This is a genomic window from Methanosarcina vacuolata Z-761 (genome assembly GCF_000969905.1).
GTDB classification, from domain to species: domain Archaea; phylum Halobacteriota; class Methanosarcinia; order Methanosarcinales; family Methanosarcinaceae; genus Methanosarcina; species Methanosarcina vacuolata.
This window is the reverse complement of sequence record NZ_CP009520.1, coordinates 3058321-3077856: the sequence shown is the minus strand read 5'-3', so window position 1 is coordinate 3077856 and position 19536 is coordinate 3058321. Positions and strand designations below refer to the sequence as shown.

Genomic DNA, 19536 nt, shown 5'->3' with positions numbered 1-19536 from the left:
AATTTGGAGAAATTAACAATGGCTAAAGGAAAATATGCAGCTAATATTCTCAAACAAACCAGGAAAAATGCCCGCTGGAAAGATACATACTACGGCAGGCGAGTTCTTGGGCTGAATGTGAAAGCCGATCCGCTTGGTGGTGCGCCGCAGGGTCGGGGTATTGTGTTAGAAAAGGTAGGAGTTGAAGCAAAGCAGCCAAACTCAGCTATCCGCAAGTGCGTAAGAATCCAGCTCATTAAAAACGGGCGTCAGGTAACTGCTTTCTGTCCTGGAGACGGCGCAGTGAATTTCATTGATGAACACGATGAAGTGACTGTGGAAAGGATTGGAGGCCGCATGGGTGGTGCTATGGGTGATATTCCAGGCGTACGCTTCAAAGTTATTGCCGTAAATAACGTGTCCCTGAACCAGATGGTCATCGGCAGATTGGAAAAACCCAGGAGATGATTTTCTTGAAGATATTCGGCAAATGGGACCCGACTGAAGTTGAAGTCCGAGACCTAGGAATTAAGCGCTATGTCAGTCTTACTCCTGTTATTGTTCCTCACAGCAGTGGAAAGCATGCCAGGCAGCAGTTTAACAAATCAGAAATTTCGATTGTAGAACGTCTGGCAAATAACCTGATGAGGACCGAGGTAAACACAGGAAAGAAGCAGAAGACTCTCAGCGCCGTTGAAGAAGCTTTCGACATCGTGAACAAGAAAACCAAGCAGAACCCTATCCAGGTGCTTGTGGATGCCATTGCCAACGCAGGTCCCAGGGAAGAAGTAGTGAGGCTTAAGTACGGCGGAATCTCCGTGCCAAAAGCAGTAGACACTGCACCCCAGAGGCGTGTGGACACAGCTCTGCGCTACATCAGTATGGGAACCAACAATGCAGCCTTCAAATCCAAGCGCTCGATTGCGGAATGCCTGGCAACTGAATTAATAGGCGCTGCAAATCGTGACACGAAGTCCTTCGCTATCAACAGGAAGGATGCAAAGGAAAGAGTAGCAAAGGCAGCACGTTAATCGCTTATGCGGGTTGCCTCGATATAAGAAATTATAGATCTAGATTACATTTGTTTACAAGGTATTAGCATGGGACGAAGGAAGAAAATGGTCGAGCGCGTAACGTCGCTCATGAATGAACCGGTAAAGATAAGAAATATCGGGATCGTTGCGCACATTGACCACGGAAAAACTACATTATCGGACAACCTGTTAGCCGGTGCCGGCATGATTTCCAAGGAACTTGCAGGCAGACAGTTATTCATGGACTCCGACGAAGAGGAACAACAAAGAGGTATTACAATCGATGCCTCCAACGTTTCCATGGTTCACACTTTTGATAACGAAGACTACCTGATTAACCTGATCGATACTCCCGGACACGTCGACTTTGGTGGGGATGTCACTCGTGCCATGAGAGCTGTGGATGGGGCTGTTGTTGTCGTGGACGCAGTTGAAGGTACAATGCCCCAGACCGAGACCGTTCTAAGGCAGGCACTCAGGGAACATGTCAGGCCTGTACTTTTCGTTAACAAGGTTGACAGGCTGATCAATGAGCTCCAGGTCGATTCCCAGGAAATGCAGGTCCGCCTTGGAAAAGTTATTGACCACGTGAACAAGCTCATCAAGAACATGAACCCTGAAAAGTACAAGGCAGGCTGGAGAGTTGATGCTGCAGCCGGTACTGTTGCTTTTGGGTCAGCCCTTTATAACTGGGCAATCAGTGTGCCCATGATGAAGAAAACCGGGGTCTCTTTTAATGACGTGTATGAGTTCTGTAAAGCCGGAGACATGAAATCCCTGGCAGAAAAGTGTCCTCTACACGAAGCTGTTCTTGATATGGTTATTCACTTCCTGCCAAACCCTCTTGAAGCACAGAAGGACAGGGTAAAGGTAATCTGGCATGGAGACGAGGACTCCGAAATCGGAACTTCAATGACCCATGCAAATGCAGACGGAGACCTTGCGTTCATGGTAACTGACATTTCAGTTGACCCCCACGCAGGTGAAGTTGCAACAGGAAGGCTGTTTAGCGGTTCTTTTAGCCGTGGTATGGAGGTCTTTACCTCAGGGACTGCAAAGAAAAGCAGAGTCCAGCAGGTCAGTATCTTCATGGGTCCGGAAAGGCTTGAGGTGGACAAGATTCCTGCAGGAAACATTGCTGCAGTTACCGGCTTAAAAGAAGCAATCGTAGGGTCCACAGTAACAACCCTTGATGGAATGGCACCTTTCGAAAGCATCAGGCACGTGAGTGAACCTGTAGTGACTGTGGCTGTGGAAGCAAAGCATACCAAAGACCTGCCTAAATTGATTGAAGTGCTCAGACAGGTTGCAAAGGAAGACCCAACCCTTCAGATCACTCTTGATGAGGAAACCGGGGAACACCTGATGGCAGGTATGGGAGAACTTCACCTTGAGGTTATTGCCCACAGGATCGAAAGAGACAAGAATGTGGAAATCACCACAAGCAAGCCAATTGTCGTTTATAGGGAAACCATTAAGAAAAAGATCGAACCTATGGAAGGAAAGTCTCCAAACAGGCACAACAGGTTCTATATCTATGTGGAACCCCTTGACCTTGAGATTGTCAATGCTATCAAGTCCGGTGATATCCATATGAATCTGCCTGAACTTGAACGCAGGCAGAAGCTTATCGATCTCGGAATGGAGAAAGAAGAAGCAAAAGGCATTGTCGGGATCTTCAATTCCAATATCTTTATTGATATGACCAAAGGTATCCAGTACCTGAATGAGACAATGGAACTCATACTTGATGGGTTTGAGGAAGTCATGCGTGCAGGCCCGCTTACAAGGGAACCTGTAGCAAACGTGAAATGTGTGCTTGTAGATGCAAAGCTTCACGAAGACGCAATTCACAGAGGTCCGGCTCAGGTCATTCCAGCTTCAAGGCAGGCTATTCAGGCAGGCATGCTTACGGCAGACGACACTCTGCTCGAACCTTATCAGAAGGTTTTTGTTCAGGTGCCCCAGCTTTTAATGGGTGGTGCAACAAAGGAACTGCAGGGCCGCCGTGGAATTATTCTTAACATGAGTACGGAAGGAGACCTGGCAATTATTGAGGCCAGAGTGCCTGTAGCTGAGATGTTCGGATTTGCAGGTGAGATCAGGTCTGCAACTGAAGGACGTGCCATGTGGAGCACCGAATTCGGAGGCTTTGACACTGTGCCTACCAGTATTCAGAATGAAATTGTGGGTCAGATCAGAGAAAGGAAGGGCCTGAAGAAAGAATTGCCCAAAGCTTCTGACTTCCTTTCAATGTAAGCGGAATCTTTTCCGCTTTTCCTTAATATTTTATGGATATATCTGTCCTCGAAAAGGATAGACAAGAGTACCCGGACTGATCTGGAAGGGAAGAGTATCCCTATTGGTTTGGGAATACGGCCAATCGGAAAACTTTAAAATAAGGTATGCCTATATTGGGGAAAGCAGTCCAGACTACTGGAAATTTACCAAGTGGCGGTTCAAGAGAGTATCCGGAAAGAGAAAACTAACAATATTGATCGGACAAAAGAATATAGAAAAGATGAATCAGTATTGAGATCCGCCCTAATCTTAATATAGTAAATATTTGATATACGAATGAAACTCATCCAGAATTACAGGAGAATTATAATATGGCAGCAGACAAACCGCACATGAACTTAGCAGTGATTGGTCACATTGACCATGGAAAATCAACATTCGTCGGACGCTTAATGTATGACGCAGGAGCTGTACCTGCACACATTATCGAGAAGTATAAGGAAGAAGCAAAGCAGAAGGGTAAGGAATCCTTCGCCTTCGCATGGGTTATGGACTCTCTTAAGGAAGAGCGTGAAAGAGGTATAACAATCGACATCGCTCACAAGAGATTCGACACAGATAAGTTCTACTTCACAGTGGTAGACTGTCCAGGCCACCGTGACTTCGTAAAGAACATGATCACAGGCGCTTCCCAGGCTGACGCCGCTGTCCTTGTCGTTGCAGCCCCTGATGGTGTAATGGCCCAGACTAAGGAACACATCTTCCTTTCCAGAACTCTCGGTATCAACCAGCTTATTGTTGCAATCAACAAGATGGATGCTTCAGACTACAGCGAGAAAAGATACAAGGAAGTCGTGGAACAGGTATCCGGTATCCTTAAGATGATCGGGTTCAAGCCAGCTGAAATTCCCTTCATTCCTATCTCTGCATTCAACGGGGATAATGTCGTAAAACACAGTGATAAGACTCCCTGGTACAAGGGCTTAACCATGATGGAAGCCCTCGACAACCTCAAACAGCCTGAAAAACCATCCACTCTCCCTCTCAGGATCCCTGTGGAAGATGCATACACAATCTCCGGTATTGGAACTGTGCCTGTAGGCAGAGTCGAAACCGGTACCATGAAGAAGGGCGACAAGGTCGTTTTCATGCCAGGCGGAGCAACTGGTGAAGTAAAATCCATTGAGATGCACCATGAAGAAATTCCACAGGCCCTTCCAGGAGATAACATCGGCTGGAACGTTCGTGGTATCGGCAAGGCCGATGTCCGCAGAGGAGATGTTTGTGGCCATGTTGACAACCCACCAAAAGTAGCTGATACGTTTGTAGGACAGATTGTCGTTCTGCAGCACCCATCCGCAATCACTGCCGGATATACCCCTGTTTTCCACGCCCACACTTCCCAGATCGCATGCCAGCTGATCGAGCTTAACAAGAAGCTGGACCCGAAGACCGGGCAGGTAAAGGAAGAAAACCCGACCTTCCTTAAGGCCGGAGATGCAGCAATCGTTACCATCAAACCAACAAAGCCGATGGTAATTGAGCCAGTAAAAGAAATTCCACAGCTCGGCAGGTTCGCTATCCGTGATATGGGTATGACAATTGCCGCAGGCATGTGCATGAGTGTTAAGCAGAAATAACACTCTCCTTTTTCATTTTTTAAGGAGAAAAAAGGTATGCAGAAAGCTAGAATAAGATTGTCAGGCATCAGCCCCAAAGATCTGGACGGAGTCTGCAATCAGGTAAAATCCATTGCGGAAAGAACAGGAGTTAATATTTCAGGACCTGTTCCGCTACCCACAAAGAAACTTGTAGTTCCCACAAGAAAAAGCCCAAGCGGAGACGGAACTGCAACCTGGGACCACTGGGAGATGCGTGTACACAAGCGTCTCATCGATATCGCAGCCGATGAAAGGGCACTTCGCCAGCTTATGAGAATCCAGGTTCCTAAAGATATCAATATCGAAATCGTACTCGAAGGATAATCGAGAAATAGAGACAGGCTACAGAAACATTCTGTACCCGGTCTTGCAAATTCCTTTTCACTTCTTTACTTTAGAATATATTGTTTTCCTCAGTATAAATTTATGAGGAATCTGCCGGCGGCCGTCAATTCAGACGTCCTTTCCGCCAGCGTTTATGTAAATTTCGTCTTTTTGTAGATATGATCTTGCTTAGATATGGGTTTGTAGATATTATCCTTAATAGCATCCTTTTTACCCTATTTTACCTTATTTTACCTTTTTTACCTTATTTTTTCTTTTTCACTTTTTTACTCTCTTTTTTAGGAAAAAAGAAGGATCAATTCCGTAAACTCACAATAACGGTAAGTTCCCGTCCTTCGAACTCTTTAATTGATTACACTAATATAATCAGAATTGGATAATTTATAAACAAAAAAGACTATATTTATTTTTCATTAACTTGAATAAAACTTATTTATTCTAAAATTAACTAATCTTTTCTTTTATATGTATGTTTGAATATGAGTTGAGGCATAATACTCAAATAAATAATTTATGGCCAAATCATTAAACAATAAAAATATTGGAAAGTAATCCAGACTCAAAATTCGTTTAAGAATCACACAGTTAGAGAAATTGGCCGGAAAAGTTATAAAGAGTTAAGAAAGAGAAGTTTATGGAGTTCAAATGTACTTTCCCGGTTCATACGAACTCCATAAAAGATGCCCTAAGAGGCAGTTATTATGTTAGCTTTGTCTGTATTTAAGCTTGCCTGATTCCGCCTCCTAGGGAAAAATCTAGGAGTGAAATAAATGGTTAAGAATAAAATTGGAATAGGAATACTTCTTTTGACAATGCTGGTTATGGCGTTGATACCAGCTGTGAGTGCACGACTCAGTACCAAAATCTAGTGATGAATGTAAAATTCAAAATCACTAGATTTTGTAAATGGTCATCATCCGTGTAATACAACTTAGTGATTCAAATCTTTAGATAGCGAATATCGATTTTGAGAAAAACGGGATGGTTCTTCGCTGTTCTGAGTGGATAAATAACCATTTGCCTCTTAAATGTTAAAGCAACATCTTTAAAATATAGAAACGTTTGTTGTTGAAAATCACATTCAAGCTTGATGTCTCTCTTTTTAGTCTAGCTACTTTTTAACTAAGCAATCATTTTCAGCCCATACAAAACAGCGAAGAGCCAACTGAATTCTTCTTGCTAATTCAGATTTTCGATCAAAAATGCAAAAATCACTGGATTTTGGAACAAAGTCGAGTGCACAGAAAGAGGATAATTATTCTGTAACTGCAGAGAAAGCCTTTGAGCACGCAAATGCACAAATGATAAGTTTTATAGCAGCCGATGCACCAGGCTTTGAAAACTGGACAGAAGCATCTATTGATCCCAAACCAATTGAGCTTTATGACATAAATGGTCAGAAATTATTTTATCAATTTTCAGTATATAAAGAAAAAAAATTGATAGGTACAATTGACATTTATGCCAATAAAACGCTGGGAAATTCATTCAATGACATTGCATTTGATCCTATACCTTATAAAGCTTCAGAAGCCATGAAAAAGTCAAAAGAAATTGCCAAGAAAAATTATCCAACTGGAGAAATCAAATCAACCAATTTGGTTGTATACAGCTACCCAAGCATAGGGGCAATGACCGTTATAAAAGATAAGACCACTGGAGTTGAACATCGGATATTTGTAGATGCATATACCCTTGAAGAGGTAGAAGATAAACCTGAAACTGAAACCGAGCTTGGGGTTTGGTCAATGCATGAAATGAAATTGGAGAATGGAGTTGAAGAAAATTTAAAGGAATGGAAGAAAAGTGATCAGCTCACAAAATTTATAGAACAAGCAGCAGTCGATAAAGGAGTTGATGTTAATACGGCAGTCACTGAAGAAGATATTAAAAAAATAAGTGGCGATATGGAGGTAATGGCTTCAACAAGTAAAAAACTTGGTGTTCCTCTTCGTGGGCAACAAAATGAGTATTGGTGTGGTCCAGCATGTATTCAAATGATTTCTTTATACTATGGATATCCAACTCCAACGCAAAAGTCTATATATTACAATTTCCCCTGGAAAGATCCGGAACCCGAGTCTGGACTCTCATCTGCTGACATAGTAAAATGGGCTAAAAACAAATGGGGAAAAACGGGAACTATAGATAATAGTATGACTAATTCGGAAATTGTTACAGAAATTGACAAGAGGAGACCTTTTTTCAGTATGCTTACCAATCCAAATCATTTTCGAGTTTGTAACGGATACTTAATTCAAAACGGATATTTCTATATTTATATTAACGATCCAATGCCTGAAGGCTCGAATGGTACACCAAAAATTGAATTGGGCTCCAGTAAAGAAAAAAAGCGTATATATGTGCGCTGAAATCTTCTAAGATAATTCGATAAATTTCTGATTTCAAAGATTGAATATACATTTTATATAAATAACCAGAAAGCGAGTTTATCAAAGCTTTCTTTATTTTAATATATTTGTTAAAAACTTGTGTAAATGACTATATATTAATATACATATTAAAAAAATACCACAAGTACTATTTTTTTATAATAGCATTGGTATAAAAGATAAATATCGCTTAGGGGATTGAAAGATGAAAAAAAGTAAAACTATATTAATAACACTCCTTAACAATTTTTTTGTTCCACTCTCATCTGTTAGAATGTCTAATAAAGCACGCAGAGAAGGTACCCTCATAAGAGCTTTTGGAATAACTGCACTTGCGATTTTAATACTGGTGGGTATCACAGGTGCAGCTCCATTTGCATATGTTACGAGTCCGGGAATCGCCACCGAAACTATCTTTGTAATTGACACAGCAACTAACAATCTTAAAGCCGTTGTGCCTGTAGAAGGCTGGCCTAGAGATATTGCAGTCAACCCTGTAGGAACAAAGGTATATGTGGTAACCCCAGGGATCTCCACTGCTACTGTCTCTGTAATTGATACAGCGACGAATAAGGTTAGTGCCACAGTGGATGTAGGAGGTTATCCTATGCAAGTTGCAGTCAACCCTGCAGGAACAAAAGTTTATGTGACGGACCGTGATGGCACCAATATCTCTTTAATTGACACATCTACAAATACTTTAATGGCACAGATTAATGTGGGGATGATTACTCGTAATGTTGTCATTAGTCCTGACGAAAAAAAAATCTATGCTACGAACCCTTTCAACAATACTATTTCTGTAATTGACGCGATTACAAACAAAGTTATAACCACTATATCTGTAGAAAATAGTCCTTATGAAGTTGCGTTTGCTCCTGACGGAAATAAGGTGTACGTGACTAATTTAGACAGCAACACAGTTTCTGTAATCGACACAGCTACAGACAATGTTACGGCCACCGTATCCGTAGGAAATAGCCCAAGTGATATTGCAGTCAGTCCTGATGGAAAAAAGGCATATGTGACAAACTCCGGTAACTACAATGACCCCGGTAACACTGTTTCTGTAATTGACACAGTAACTAACACTGTTACAGCCACAGTTCATGTAGGAATTACTCCTTTAGGAGTTGCAATCACACCGGACGGAAAAAAGGTATATGTGACAAATGCCGAAAGCGACAATGTATCCGTAATTGACACAGCTACAAACAAAGTTATAGCAACTGTGAATTCAGGAAAATATACTATAAACTATCCTACTGGAGTTGCCATTGGGCCTATTATATATACTAATATGACTGGTCAAAGCACAAGGACAGCTTCCAATGCAACTGAAGATATAGGAGTCGAAGAAACTGAATTCTCGTCATCTGAAGAGAAAAAAGCTGTTGAATTCAATAATTCAAACAATAATAATTCTGAATCTGATAATGGCAATAGCCCAGGTGAAAACGATTCGAGCAAAAATATCTCTACTCCAGGTTTTTTATTATTTGAAAGTCTGATCTGTCTTTATGGAGGGTGGAAGTTCAGCAAGAAGTAATACAGGGCTTGGATTGCCAGACAGCTGAATGGCATAATGTCTTTTGCGTGTTTGTTTTCAGCCTCTTGAAAAAAAAGAAGGGCTAATCCCCCGGTCTTTTGTAGTTGGTTTCACTTCGCCTGGCAGTAAGATCAAAAGCCAAGCCGACAGCTAATTTTAGTTCTCCTACTTCCGGAAACATGACTTTCTTGCCAAGGTATTTCTCAAGCAGGCTTGAACTGTTCAGAAGGTCTTTTATATGCATAATTTGCGTGTTCTTTTATTCAGTCGAATTTGAAACGGTGGCGCGAACATACCCGTTACTTGCAGCGGGGTGCGCCAGCGCAACTTTGATTCTAGAAAAAATAAAGCTACAGGTACGAAAACTAAAATCTTTCAAAAATTTTGTTAAAGAAATACCTGTCATCCTAACAAAATCGTTACCGTAAGGACTATTCTTTTATTAGGCATACACAAACAAAGTCTCTAGATACGTAAAATCACACATCTTTGAAAGGCAAGTTTAACCTGACAGTACCTTCCTCGCAATCACAAAATGAAAAACTAAGCTTCGCAAGTCGTAGAAGCTACGTTATTAAAATTTGCTGAAGCAAAAGACAAGAATCAGTAAACCTATTATAAACTATATAGTTTTGTTGATTCTCTATTTGTCGATGAACAGCACTTCAGATTTGTCAAATTTAAAATCTGCTTTTTGAATCATTTCGTCAGGTATTTTCCAGTTTGATTTTAATATTCCATTCCTGTTTTTCTGTAAACTTCTTGTTTTATACGCATCACTTGACAATTTTATAAAAACGCCAGCCAGAATCAGTACGGAAATGAACATTTGCAAGTACTTTATCCATAACATATATTACCAATCCTGATTCGGTCTAAAGAGGAACAAGTAGTATGCATAGACTAGCTGGGCGATAGTAAACCACGCATAAAATAGCTGTGGAATAAATGTCATTCTTACAAGATAGTCCCATTTACTTGGATTTTGCACATATCGAAGTGTGTAAACACAGTCTATGTACATTATACTCATTACCAGAATGAACACTCTATTGGGCAGATAAACACCCCTAACTATGTCATACAGAGCATAATATAGCAGAATAATCTGGAAAGAAAGCATAATCCAGAAGAATCCAGCGTTCAGGATGTCTTTTCTGGTGCTTTTATTCCACCCATGCTCCCACAGTGTATCAAGCCCGCCACGAAGCCAGCGAACCCGTTGTTTCCATAACTCTTTTAGTTTTAGTGGGACATCTGTCCAGGCATACATGCCAAAACCGGCAGCAATATGATAACCAAGTTCTTTTAAGGTCACCGTCAACTCATAATCCTCGGTAATGTTATGCACATCGTACACAGCACAATCGAGTTTTCCAGTAGCTATACGCCTTGCCATGACTGCTTTTATTGCTTCTACTTTATATGCCGTGCACATTCCATGAGCAACTTTAATGCCTCTATCTTGACTAACTCGGCTTCTGTCGAACTCTGCATATTCGACATACTGCCAGTGATATACTAGCTTTTCAAAAAATCCGTTAGTTTCCTGTTTGACTACACCGGCACGAGAGCACACGGCACCAAGCAGAGGGTCAAGCTTAAATTCAACTAATGCTTGTTCAACAAGATCGGGAGCCAGAACTGTATCGCCATCTACTGACAACACATAATCATAAGAATCGAGATCTACATTTTGATATGCAGCGTTCAATGCCCCAGATTTTTTATATTTATTTCCAACAGTTTCTATCAAACTTACCCGACTATTGGTGGCAGCCATACTTCTTACTATACTTACAGTATTATCTGTGCTATTATCACTAATTACAAGAACATCGACATTGACAGTTTGAGTAAGAATTGACTCTATGGTCGAGCGAATTATATTCTCTTCATTATGAGCTGGCACAAACGCTATGACGTTGTTTCTTTGGGGCATAACAGTTGCCATTTCGCAGTTTCTCCTAACTATATACACTGGGACGATAATAGAGTTTAATTACTAAATTTCAAAAACTTAATTTTATAATAACACGATTTATGTTAGTATGATAAGTTATTTCAATATATTATAACTTATAAATTTACAATTCACTCTTTTTCTATATATAGATAATTTTGTACTGACATATACGGAGAATAAATTACAGTACTGCAGATTATACAAAAATTTAAGTTTCATTTGAATAAAGTTCACTTTTTATGTGATACCCCACTAGTTCTGCGATTTTAAAGTCTATTTAGGTACTGTCAGTTCCGGTGTTAGATATTTTATAGGTTCAACCGCGTATGGAAAAGTGTCTTAACACCTGTATATATGGTAGTATTTTTAGAAATGTTATCCGGATAAATAGTTATTTCAGTTGAATGCCACGCTAGCTTGCAGCGGGATGCGCCAGCTCAACTTTGATTATTGTGAGTTGTAATTTTTAATTCCCTGCTGGATACCGGACAAACAATGCAAGAATGGGACATAATATCGTAGGAGTAATCAACAGAAACATTGCATCCGAAAGCGATCCCATGATATCAGCAGCCTATCCAATAATCGAAGCTCCTACTCCTTCAACGCCCACAAAGCCCGAGAATAAGTCCTGATGCGAAAGCGACGTTTCCGGGGAGAAGTTCCTGCATCATTGAAACCGATGTCACATCGCAGAAACAGGCAAAAAAAGTTGTATTAATGGTAATCCCTTCCTGGATGAATTTTAGTTCTTTTGATATATTACCTCTGTAGAGCAGCAATTGCCTGGGTTAATGAAATAAACCCGGGCAACTGTCTCTATTGAACACGTTCACTTAAGGTCGATCTTTGATGTCAGAACCGTCAGCTCATTTGGATATATCTCAAATCCGGTTACATTGGAACTGAGAGCAAAAACATCTGTACCATAGAAAATCGGAATTAATGGCATATCATTTTGAGTCAATACCTGGACCTGGTCATAGAGTTTATACCTTTCATCCGCATCAAATGTCGTCCTGGCCTTGAGAATCAACTCGTCAACTTTGGTATTGGAGTAACCAGTCCATGCAGCATAGGAACCTGTTGAAAGATAGTGAAGCGAAAGGAAATAGTCAGGATCTCCGCTTGGTGCTGTAACCCAATCTGTCAAAGAGAGATCATAATTTCCAGTACTACATTCAGATGGGATAGTACTGGAATCGACAACTCTAATTGTTGATTTAATTCCAAAATTTTCTAATTGTGAAACTATTACTTCAGCGGTAGGAAGATTTGCAGAACGTTTGGTATAAATCAGAAGTTCAATTGAAAAAGGTTCACCGTTGTAATACATTTTCCCATCTGAACCCTTTGTGATTCCTGCCTCTGAAAATAACTCAAGTGCCTTTTTCTGGTCGTTATCACAGGTTGCAAGTTGGTCATTTGCATTCCATGGAAGCGAGCCTGAGAATATACCAGTAGCCGGTACCCCTCCGATTCCTTCTAAAGCTGTATCGACAATTTCCTGACGGTTAAGCACATAACTAAGTGCCTGGCGGACTCTGGTGTCATTGAATGGTGCTTTATTGCCATTCACATACAGGAAGAAGGTACGAAGGCCTGCCTGGGATACAATCTGGACATCAGGATTTGCAGCAAGGGTTGCATAGTCACTGCGCTGGAAATCTCTTGAAATATCGACATCCTTTGACATAATCATAAGCGATCTTGCAGCCCCATCTGAGTTGAAGAGTACAGAAACAGTATCAATTTTGGGTTCTCCACCCCAGTAATCTGGATTCTTTTCCAGATCCATACTGGCTCCAGATTCAAATGAGACAAACTTAAAGGGGCCTGTCCCAACCGGTTTGGTATCCAGGTTTTCTGCGTTTGAACTTACAATTGACATAACCGGATCGGCAAATGCAGATATTGCCGGAGCATATGGCTCTTTTGTCTTAATTACAACCGTATATTCTCCGGTTTTGTAAACGCTGTCCAAAAATGAGTATTCGACAGAACGGCTGTTTGATGGGTCAAGTACACGGTTAATGGAATAAATGACTGCATCAGCATCCATTTTTGTCCCATCATGGAAGGTTACACCCTTGCGGAGCTGAATTTCCCATTCGGTATCGTTTAACTGTTTATAGCCTGTTGCAAGTTCAGGCTGGAGCCTCATCTCGGTATCATAGTAGAACAGTGTTTCATAAATTCCTGTCTGCCGGGTATACCACCCTTCCCATTTATATGCAGGATCAAGGCTTCCACCAGTGTCTGGGCCACTGTGTAAAACAATACGTAGATTCTTTTCTTCCGAATTTTCGCTTTGTACGCATCCGACACATAAAATTACAGCAAGTACAACAACTGACATTACGAAAGCCCGGGTGATTTCCTGTGATTTTGAAATATTTTTCTTCATAACCTACACTCTGTGTGAATCTGTGAAAGCATAGCTAAAGTATAAATTAAAGTAAATTTTTTGTTGACTTTCCTGGAAATTGAGATTCGGATCTTCGCGGTTTTGTGCGGATAAGAATCGTCAGATAAAAAAAGATAAGTAATAACGTCCTCTGAAGGTGTTTAATGCCTTAAGTGCACAACTTGATAACACAAAACTACGAAGAGTAAAAAAGATTAATCAATTATGACTTCTTTTTTTTGCAAGAACCATATGCGGAGGCTGGATATAACTTGAGGCATGACCAGAAGGATCATTTCGTTCCAAGAACGCATCATAATCTTCCAAAAACCTCCATGAAACAGCATCAAACCCATGAGATTGTGCAAGGGCAGTTATCCTCTCAGGTGTATTGTTTTTCGCAAGAGGCAGATTCGGCTTAACATCAGAATACAATTCATTAAACTTTTCATAACGACTGCTTTTCTTTTCTGTCCCATCAGGGTTCTGGAACCACAAGCCATCAACTATCATCATAAGGCCACCGTCTTTTAAAAGCCGGCAACACTCAGCCATAAATTTATCCGGTTGGGGTAGAGTCCAGAGAAGATACTTGCTCAAAACGAAATCATACTCTCCATCATTTAGAGGAATTTTTTCTGCATCTCCCTGTACTAACAAAACATCTACACCTTTTTCTTTGGCATTTTTCGCTGCTTTTTCAAGCATATTTTCTGACAAATCAACACCAGTTACATCATGTCCCATTGCGGCAAGAGAGATTGCCAGAAGCCCAGGACCTGTTCCAACTTCTACTGCCCGGATTTTTTCATCCGTTAGCAGAATTTCTGAAAAAACAGATTTCCAAATCTCAATTTCCTCGTCCATACATTTGGCATATTCTGTGTGATAATCAGAACTTCTGTAGTCCCAGTATTCTAAAATTTTATCTTTCATTTCTAATTTATCTTTCATTTCTAATATTTCATTCATTTTCGATTCCTCAAATAAAATTATATTAAACACTGTTTCTATTGGAACAGCATTGTTATCCAGAGCGAAAGTGTTTGTAACATAATTAATTTGGATTAACGGCATCTCATCCTGAATAACTGCCTGAACCTCGTCATAAAGTCTGAACCTCGTCATAAATTGCCCTCGTAATGATTGCGTAACGATAATTGATATTATGAGAGCCGGTATGACAGTTTGTAATTTTTACATCTTTTTTCATAAAATTACATTTATCGGGTAAGAATAAATTATTAATTAGTATTATTATTTATAAAGATTATGTATTTAAATCAGTATAATTAGCAATAAATTATTATTTATACTCTTTATTTCATAATTTTAATAAGATAAATAGCAAATAACTTATATATATTCTGTATGGGATTCTGAGTAAAATGTAAAGGTGAGTTAGATGGAGGATGCTACATTAAAAAAAGAGATCAGAGAGTACTGGGATGAAGGAGCCTGGAATTATGACTGTCACGTAAACCATGGGATGAAAACATATGGAGAAAGAGAATTGTGGAAAGAAGCTTTTTCCGTCAGGCTGCCTGACAGACCTCTGGATGTTCTGGATGTTGGGTGCGGGACCGGTGCAATGGGATTAGTTCTTTCCGAGATGGGGCATCGTGTCAAGGGAATCGATCTTTCAGAAAATATGATGAGCATCGGGCGAGAAAAAGCAAAGGAGTGCGGGCTTTCAATGACATTTGAAATCGGGGATGCTGAACAGACACAATTTGAGGACAATACTTTTGATGTTGTTGTAAACCGTCATCTACTCTGGACTCTGCCGCATCCTGAAAAAGCTCTCTTAGATTGGAAACGCGTTATCAAACCCGGGGGTTTTGTTATTGTTATTGAAGGATGCTGGGATAACGGGACGTTGTCTGCAAAGCTCGGGAGAGAGATGACTTATACATTAGAAAAATTATTCACACCAAAGCTGCGAAAGGAAAAGTATCATTATATTGATTCGGTGGAGAAGGCTCTTCCAAATATGGGGGGAGTTACGCAGGAAAAGGCAAAGGTATATTTTTCCAGTGCAGGTCTTTCTAATATTTATGTTCATGATCTCTCAAAAATTCAGGAATATCAGAAAAAAGAGTTGACATGGTACCGAAAAATCAGCTCATCAACTAATCGATACATGATTTCTGGAATTAAGAGCGAATAAAAACCTTCTAATTTTTTGTGCTTTTATCTCGGCTTTGACAGTGACTCTCTGAATCTCACAAATTACACTCAGTACTTCTCAAAATGATGGTCTGATTAAACCCGACGACAGAGTAGCTGTCCAATCACTGATACAGCTTATTGGAAAGTTCCTATTTCAAAAAACTCGGAATTTTATCAAATCATCTACATAACTATAGAATAAAATCACACACCTTAAATATACATTATACATAACTTAGTTAAAAATAGTGTTAATAATTTATTAAATATTTATGTATATTGGTGTTAATAGTGAAATTTAATAAACTGAAAATAAAACTCTCCGTCCCTGCTATTGCCGTTATTCTGATTGTAGCACTGCTCTGTGCAGGATGTGTTGATAATACTGAAGAGGCGTCTAAAGAAAAAGTTCTTCGTGTAGTTTTTAACGAAGGGCCTGATACTGGCGGCAGTCTTGACCCTGCCAACGGCTGGACAGGTTGGTATGTTCATCAGGCAGGCATCTATGAAACCCTGTTTTATTATGATGCAGACATGAACCTCATGCCCAAACTTGCAACAGGCTATAAACAGTTAAACGATACCGAATGGGAAATTCAGCTCCGTAAGGGTGTAACCTTCCATGATGGGACAAAAATGGATGCTGATGCGGTTCTCTTTTCGCTGAACAGAGTGCTTGACCCGTCAAACAGCAGATCATCCGAGTACTCCTTCATCAAAGATGTACAAAAAACCGGGGATTACACCATTGTTATTGAAACCAATGGCACTTGCGCTCCATTAATTTCATCCCTTGTAGACCCTATCATGTCTATTGTAAGTCCAAAAGCAGAAAACCTTGACACCGAACCTGTTGGGACCGGACCTTTCAAGTTTGTGTCCTTCGAACCGGGTACAAGCCTTGAACTCGAAAAGAATCCTGATTACTGGGGTGGGGAAGCAAAAGTTGACCGCGTACTCATACAGTATAATAAAGACAGCACGGCCAGAACCATGCTGATAAAATCAGGAGATGTAGACATTGCCAGAGATCCACTCCAGAGCGAGTATTCAGCACTTAAGAATAATTCTGATATAAACGTCACTTCCAGAGAAACCCTGCGCACGTACTTCCTTTATGTAAATGGTGGCAAAGCCCCATTCAACGACACCAGAGTCCGCCAGGGCCTCTCTTATGCGATCAACCGCCAGGAAATCGTAGATACAGCGCTTGAAGGAGTCTCCGGTATCCCGGCAACGGGGGTATTCACAAATATCATGCCATGGAACGCAAACGACCGGATTAAATCCTACGAATATAACCCTGAAAAAGCTCTGGAACTCTTCGAAGAAGCAGGAATCACGAAAGGCACAGATGGTAAGCTGTACTACAACGGGAAACCCTTCACCGTTGAAATCCAGACCTACACAAAACGTGCAGCTCTTCAGCCGAGTGCGGAAGTAATCGCCTCAGAGCTGGAAGACATTGGCATCACCTCAAAGGTCACAATTCTGGAAAGTGCCGCACTTAAAGAAAACGCTCTTGCAGGGACATATGATTTCTCCCTCAGTGCATGGAACACGGCCCCGATCGGAGATCCCGATTACTTCCTTTCAACCCATTTCCTATCTACCGGAAGCTATGCATCAGGCTGGCTCCGCTATTCAAACCCTCAGGTAGACGAATGGATTCTCGAAGCAAGAAACGAATCTGACACAGAGAAACGGGCCGAACTATATGATAAGGTCCAGGAACATATTCAGGAAGATGCACCAGTACTGCCCGTATTCTATGCCAACGAAATTTATGCTCTTTCCTCGAATGTTGAAGGCTTTGTGATGTATCCAAACGAGTACACAATCATCACCAAGGACATCGGATTTGCATAAATTTACAGGAGGACGCAAGGAAAAGCTAACGTTTGCAGACAGCAGGTTTGATGTTATTTGTAGAAATGTATGTCCCAGGGGAGAGATTTGCAGAGGAGAAAACTTCTGTAGTGAGTTATAATGGGTCTCTCCTTTTACGACAACGACATACGATAACAACATGCCGTGAACAATCTCTGAAATAACAGGATTATGTTTGGAAACGGATATTTTCAAGGTTTCTTCATTCCGGAAAAATCAGTAAAGTGAAAAATGAATATTGATATTGTTTTATCTAGGCTGGATAGTTACGATATGCTATTATTACCCAGCCGAATAATTACAATTTTTTAGACTATAAGAGGTATTGACATGGCGTTAAGGGTGAAGTTATCATTTGCTTGCACTGCAGTCTTTTTTATTGCAGTCGTCATCTGTTCGGGTTGTGCTCAGACAGAGGGTTCTGAAGAAAAAGTTCTTCGTGTAGCTCTCACGACTGGCCCTGATACAGGAGGAAGCCTTGATCCCTCCATTTCATGGGAAGGCTGGCCTATGCGAAGAATTGGAGTCTATGAGACGCTCTTCTCTTACGACGAAAATATGAGTCTCCAGCCTGAACTTGCAACAGGCTATAAACAGTTAAACGATACCGAATGGGAAATTCAGCTCCGCAAGAATGTAACCTTCCATGACGGAACAAAAATGAATGCTGACGCTGTAATTTATTCCATTAACCGTGTACTTGACCCATCAAACAGCCGTTCTGCAGAATACTCTTTTATCAAAGACGTCTACAAAACCGATGACTACACAATCGTTGTGGAAACAAATGAAACATACGCGCCAACGATTCTCATGTTTACAGACACCGTCATGTCAATTGTAAGTCCTAAAGCCAGTGATCTCGACAAAGAACCGGTTGGAACAGGACCATACAAGTTTATCTCATTTGAGCCTGGTGCCAGTATAGAACTGGTAAAGAATCCTGATTACTGGGGCGGATCGCCAAAAATTGACAGGATAGCTATCCAGTACAGCAAAGATGCCGCTGCAAGAACTCTTCTGCTCAAATCAGGCGATGTTGACATTACAAGAGATGTCCTGCAAAGCGAGTACACAACTCTTGAAGCTAATCCTGATATTAATATCGTATCCCGAGAAACGCTTAGAACCTACTTCATGTACATTAACGAAGGAAAAGCACCATTCAACGATGTAAGAGTTCGTCAGGCACTCAATTATGCAATTGATCGCCAGGAGATCGTTGACACAGCCCTCGAAGGTGTTGCCGGCTCTCCAGCAATCGGAATATTCCCTGACATCATGCCATGGAGTGCGAACGACAAAATTGAAGCCTACGCTTATAACCCTGAAAAAGCTCTGAAACTCTTTGCTGAGGCAGGAATTAAACAGGGAAGTGATGGCAAACTCTACTACAACGGTAAGCCGTTTACAATTGAAATCCAGACTTATACAAAACAGGCAGCACACCAGCCAATGGCAGAAGTAATTGCCGCTCAGCTTGAAAAAATCGGCATCACCACTACAATAAAAATTGCCGAAACAAATTCAATTAGCGCTGATGCAGTAGCCGGAAATTATGACCTTGCACTCTATTCCTGGGGTGTTGCACCTGTAGGAGATCCTGACTATTTCGTGTCCAGCCACTTCCTTTCAAACGGAACCTACGCATCCACATGGCTACGCTATTCTAATCCTCAGGTTGATAAGTGGATTCTTGAAGCAAGGGCTGAGACAGACAAAGAAAAACGTGCAGAACTCTACGACATGATTCAGGAACAGGTCCAGAATGATGCAGTACTGGTCTGTATAGCATACAAGAAAGAAATTGACGGACTCTCCCCCAATCTCAAAGGTTTTGAAATTTATCCAAATGAATACACGTTCATTACAACGAAAATGGAACTTGCCTGAGGGATT

At 40.9% G+C, this 19536-nt stretch carries 15 protein-coding genes; 11 read left to right on the top strand and 4 right to left on the bottom strand.

The window, feature by feature from the left end; translation table 11 throughout:
- Positions 1-18: 18 nt before the first annotated feature.
- From MSVAZ_RS12715 to MSVAZ_RS12685, 7 genes are all read left to right on the top strand, one after another.
- Entirely contained in the window at positions 19-447 is a 429-nt protein-coding gene (locus MSVAZ_RS12715) for a 30S ribosomal protein S12 (protein WP_048121499.1), read from the top strand.
- The gene (locus MSVAZ_RS12710) at positions 444-1010 is read left to right on the top strand and encodes a 30S ribosomal protein S7 (RefSeq protein WP_048121496.1); all 567 of its coding nucleotides are present in this window, start codon (positions 444-446) and stop codon (positions 1008-1010) included. Before MSVAZ_RS12715 ends, MSVAZ_RS12710 begins: the two co-directional genes overlap by 4 nt.
- 69 nt (positions 1011-1079) lie before the next feature.
- Positions 1080-3272 (top strand): elongation factor EF-2, encoded by a 2193-nt coding sequence (locus MSVAZ_RS12705; RefSeq protein ID WP_048121494.1) that lies wholly within the window; start codon positions 1080-1082, stop codon positions 3270-3272.
- Positions 3273-3625: 353 nt separating this feature from the next.
- Positions 3626-4894 carry a translation elongation factor EF-1 subunit alpha gene (gene tuf / locus MSVAZ_RS12700; RefSeq protein ID WP_048121492.1) on the top strand — a complete coding sequence of 423 codons (1269 nt, stop codon included), beginning with the start codon at positions 3626-3628 and terminating at the stop codon, positions 4892-4894.
- 36 nt (positions 4895-4930) lie between these two features.
- Positions 4931-5239, top strand: coding sequence for a 30S ribosomal protein S10 (rpsJ, locus tag MSVAZ_RS12695; RefSeq protein ID WP_011021276.1), 309 nt, complete (start codon positions 4931-4933; stop codon positions 5237-5239).
- A 1223-nt stretch (positions 5240-6462) separates the two neighbouring features.
- On the top strand, positions 6463-7632 hold the full coding sequence (locus MSVAZ_RS12690) for a C39 family peptidase (RefSeq protein ID WP_048121489.1): 1170 nt from the start codon (positions 6463-6465) through the stop codon (positions 7630-7632).
- Between the two features lie 226 nt (positions 7633-7858).
- Positions 7859-9202 (top strand): beta-propeller fold lactonase family protein, encoded by a 1344-nt coding sequence (locus tag MSVAZ_RS12685; RefSeq protein ID WP_449288753.1) that lies wholly within the window; start codon positions 7859-7861, stop codon positions 9200-9202.
- Positions 9203-9284: 82 nt separating this feature from the next.
- Here the strand turns inward: MSVAZ_RS12685 and MSVAZ_RS20465 are convergent, their stop codons facing one another.
- Positions 9285-9446 carry a hypothetical protein gene (locus tag MSVAZ_RS20465; protein WP_157206089.1) on the bottom strand — a complete coding sequence of 54 codons (162 nt, stop codon included), beginning with the start codon at positions 9444-9446 and terminating at the stop codon, positions 9285-9287.
- A 612-nt stretch (positions 9447-10058) separates the two neighbouring features.
- Positions 10059-11144 (bottom strand): glycosyltransferase family 2 protein, encoded by a 1086-nt coding sequence (locus tag MSVAZ_RS12675; protein WP_198146746.1) that lies wholly within the window; start codon positions 11142-11144, stop codon positions 10059-10061.
- Positions 11145-11671: 527 nt separating this feature from the next.
- Between MSVAZ_RS12675 and MSVAZ_RS21585 the strand changes: the two genes are divergently transcribed.
- Positions 11672-11803, top strand: coding sequence for a hypothetical protein (locus MSVAZ_RS21585; protein WP_269746774.1), 132 nt, complete (start codon positions 11672-11674; stop codon positions 11801-11803).
- 197 nt (positions 11804-12000) lie between these two features.
- Here the strand turns inward: MSVAZ_RS21585 and MSVAZ_RS12665 are convergent, their stop codons facing one another.
- Positions 12001-13575 carry an ABC transporter substrate-binding protein gene (locus MSVAZ_RS12665; RefSeq protein ID WP_232316089.1) on the bottom strand — a complete coding sequence of 525 codons (1575 nt, stop codon included), beginning with the start codon at positions 13573-13575 and terminating at the stop codon, positions 12001-12003.
- 219 nt (positions 13576-13794) lie between these two features.
- Positions 13795-14703 (bottom strand): class I SAM-dependent methyltransferase, encoded by a 909-nt coding sequence (locus MSVAZ_RS12660; protein ID WP_231592234.1) that lies wholly within the window; start codon positions 14701-14703, stop codon positions 13795-13797.
- Between the two features lie 277 nt (positions 14704-14980).
- Here MSVAZ_RS12660 and MSVAZ_RS12655 point away from each other — a divergent pair, with 277 nt between their 5' ends.
- From MSVAZ_RS12655 to MSVAZ_RS12645, 3 genes are all read left to right on the top strand, one after another.
- Positions 14981-15745 (top strand): class I SAM-dependent methyltransferase, encoded by a 765-nt coding sequence (locus tag MSVAZ_RS12655; protein ID WP_048121481.1) that lies wholly within the window; start codon positions 14981-14983, stop codon positions 15743-15745.
- 293 nt (positions 15746-16038) lie between these two features.
- The gene (locus MSVAZ_RS12650) at positions 16039-17616 is read left to right on the top strand and encodes an ABC transporter substrate-binding protein (protein ID WP_232316088.1); all 1578 of its coding nucleotides are present in this window, start codon (positions 16039-16041) and stop codon (positions 17614-17616) included.
- A gap of 351 nt (positions 17617-17967) precedes the next feature.
- Positions 17968-19530, top strand: coding sequence for an ABC transporter substrate-binding protein (locus tag MSVAZ_RS12645; protein ID WP_048121479.1), 1563 nt, complete (start codon positions 17968-17970; stop codon positions 19528-19530).
- The last annotated feature ends 6 nt before the right edge of the window (positions 19531-19536 follow it).

Excerpts from the sequence above, each read along its gene's own strand:
- MSVAZ_RS12645 (WP_048121479.1), top strand. The coding sequence starts at position 17,968 with ATGGCGTTAAGGGTGAAGTTATCATTTGCTTGCACTGCAGTCTTTTTT.
- MSVAZ_RS21585 (WP_269746774.1), top strand. The coding sequence starts at position 11,672 with ATGGGACATAATATCGTAGGAGTAATCAACAGAAACATTGCATCCGAA.
- MSVAZ_RS12705 (WP_048121494.1), top strand. The coding sequence starts at position 1,080 with ATGGGACGAAGGAAGAAAATGGTCGAGCGCGTAACGTCGCTCATGAAT.
- MSVAZ_RS12660 (WP_231592234.1), bottom strand. The coding sequence starts at position 14,703 with ATGACGAGGTTCAGACTTTATGACGAGGTTCAGGCAGTTATTCAGGAT.
- MSVAZ_RS20465 (WP_157206089.1), bottom strand. The coding sequence starts at position 9,446 with ATGCATATAAAAGACCTTCTGAACAGTTCAAGCCTGCTTGAGAAATAC.
- MSVAZ_RS12675 (WP_198146746.1), bottom strand. The coding sequence starts at position 11,144 with ATGCCCCAAAGAAACAACGTCATAGCGTTTGTGCCAGCTCATAATGAA.
- rpsJ (WP_011021276.1), top strand. The coding sequence starts at position 4,931 with ATGCAGAAAGCTAGAATAAGATTGTCAGGCATCAGCCCCAAAGATCTG.
- MSVAZ_RS12655 (WP_048121481.1), top strand. The coding sequence starts at position 14,981 with ATGGAGGATGCTACATTAAAAAAAGAGATCAGAGAGTACTGGGATGAA.
- MSVAZ_RS12685 (WP_449288753.1), top strand. The coding sequence starts at position 7,859 with ATGAAAAAAAGTAAAACTATATTAATAACACTCCTTAACAATTTTTTT.
- MSVAZ_RS12665 (WP_232316089.1), bottom strand. The coding sequence starts at position 13,575 with ATGAAGAAAAATATTTCAAAATCACAGGAAATCACCCGGGCTTTCGTA.
- tuf (WP_048121492.1), top strand. The coding sequence starts at position 3,626 with ATGGCAGCAGACAAACCGCACATGAACTTAGCAGTGATTGGTCACATT.
- MSVAZ_RS12690 (WP_048121489.1), top strand. The coding sequence starts at position 6,463 with ATGCAAAAATCACTGGATTTTGGAACAAAGTCGAGTGCACAGAAAGAG.
- MSVAZ_RS12710 (WP_048121496.1), top strand. The coding sequence starts at position 444 with ATGATTTTCTTGAAGATATTCGGCAAATGGGACCCGACTGAAGTTGAA.
- MSVAZ_RS12715 (WP_048121499.1), top strand. The coding sequence starts at position 19 with ATGGCTAAAGGAAAATATGCAGCTAATATTCTCAAACAAACCAGGAAA.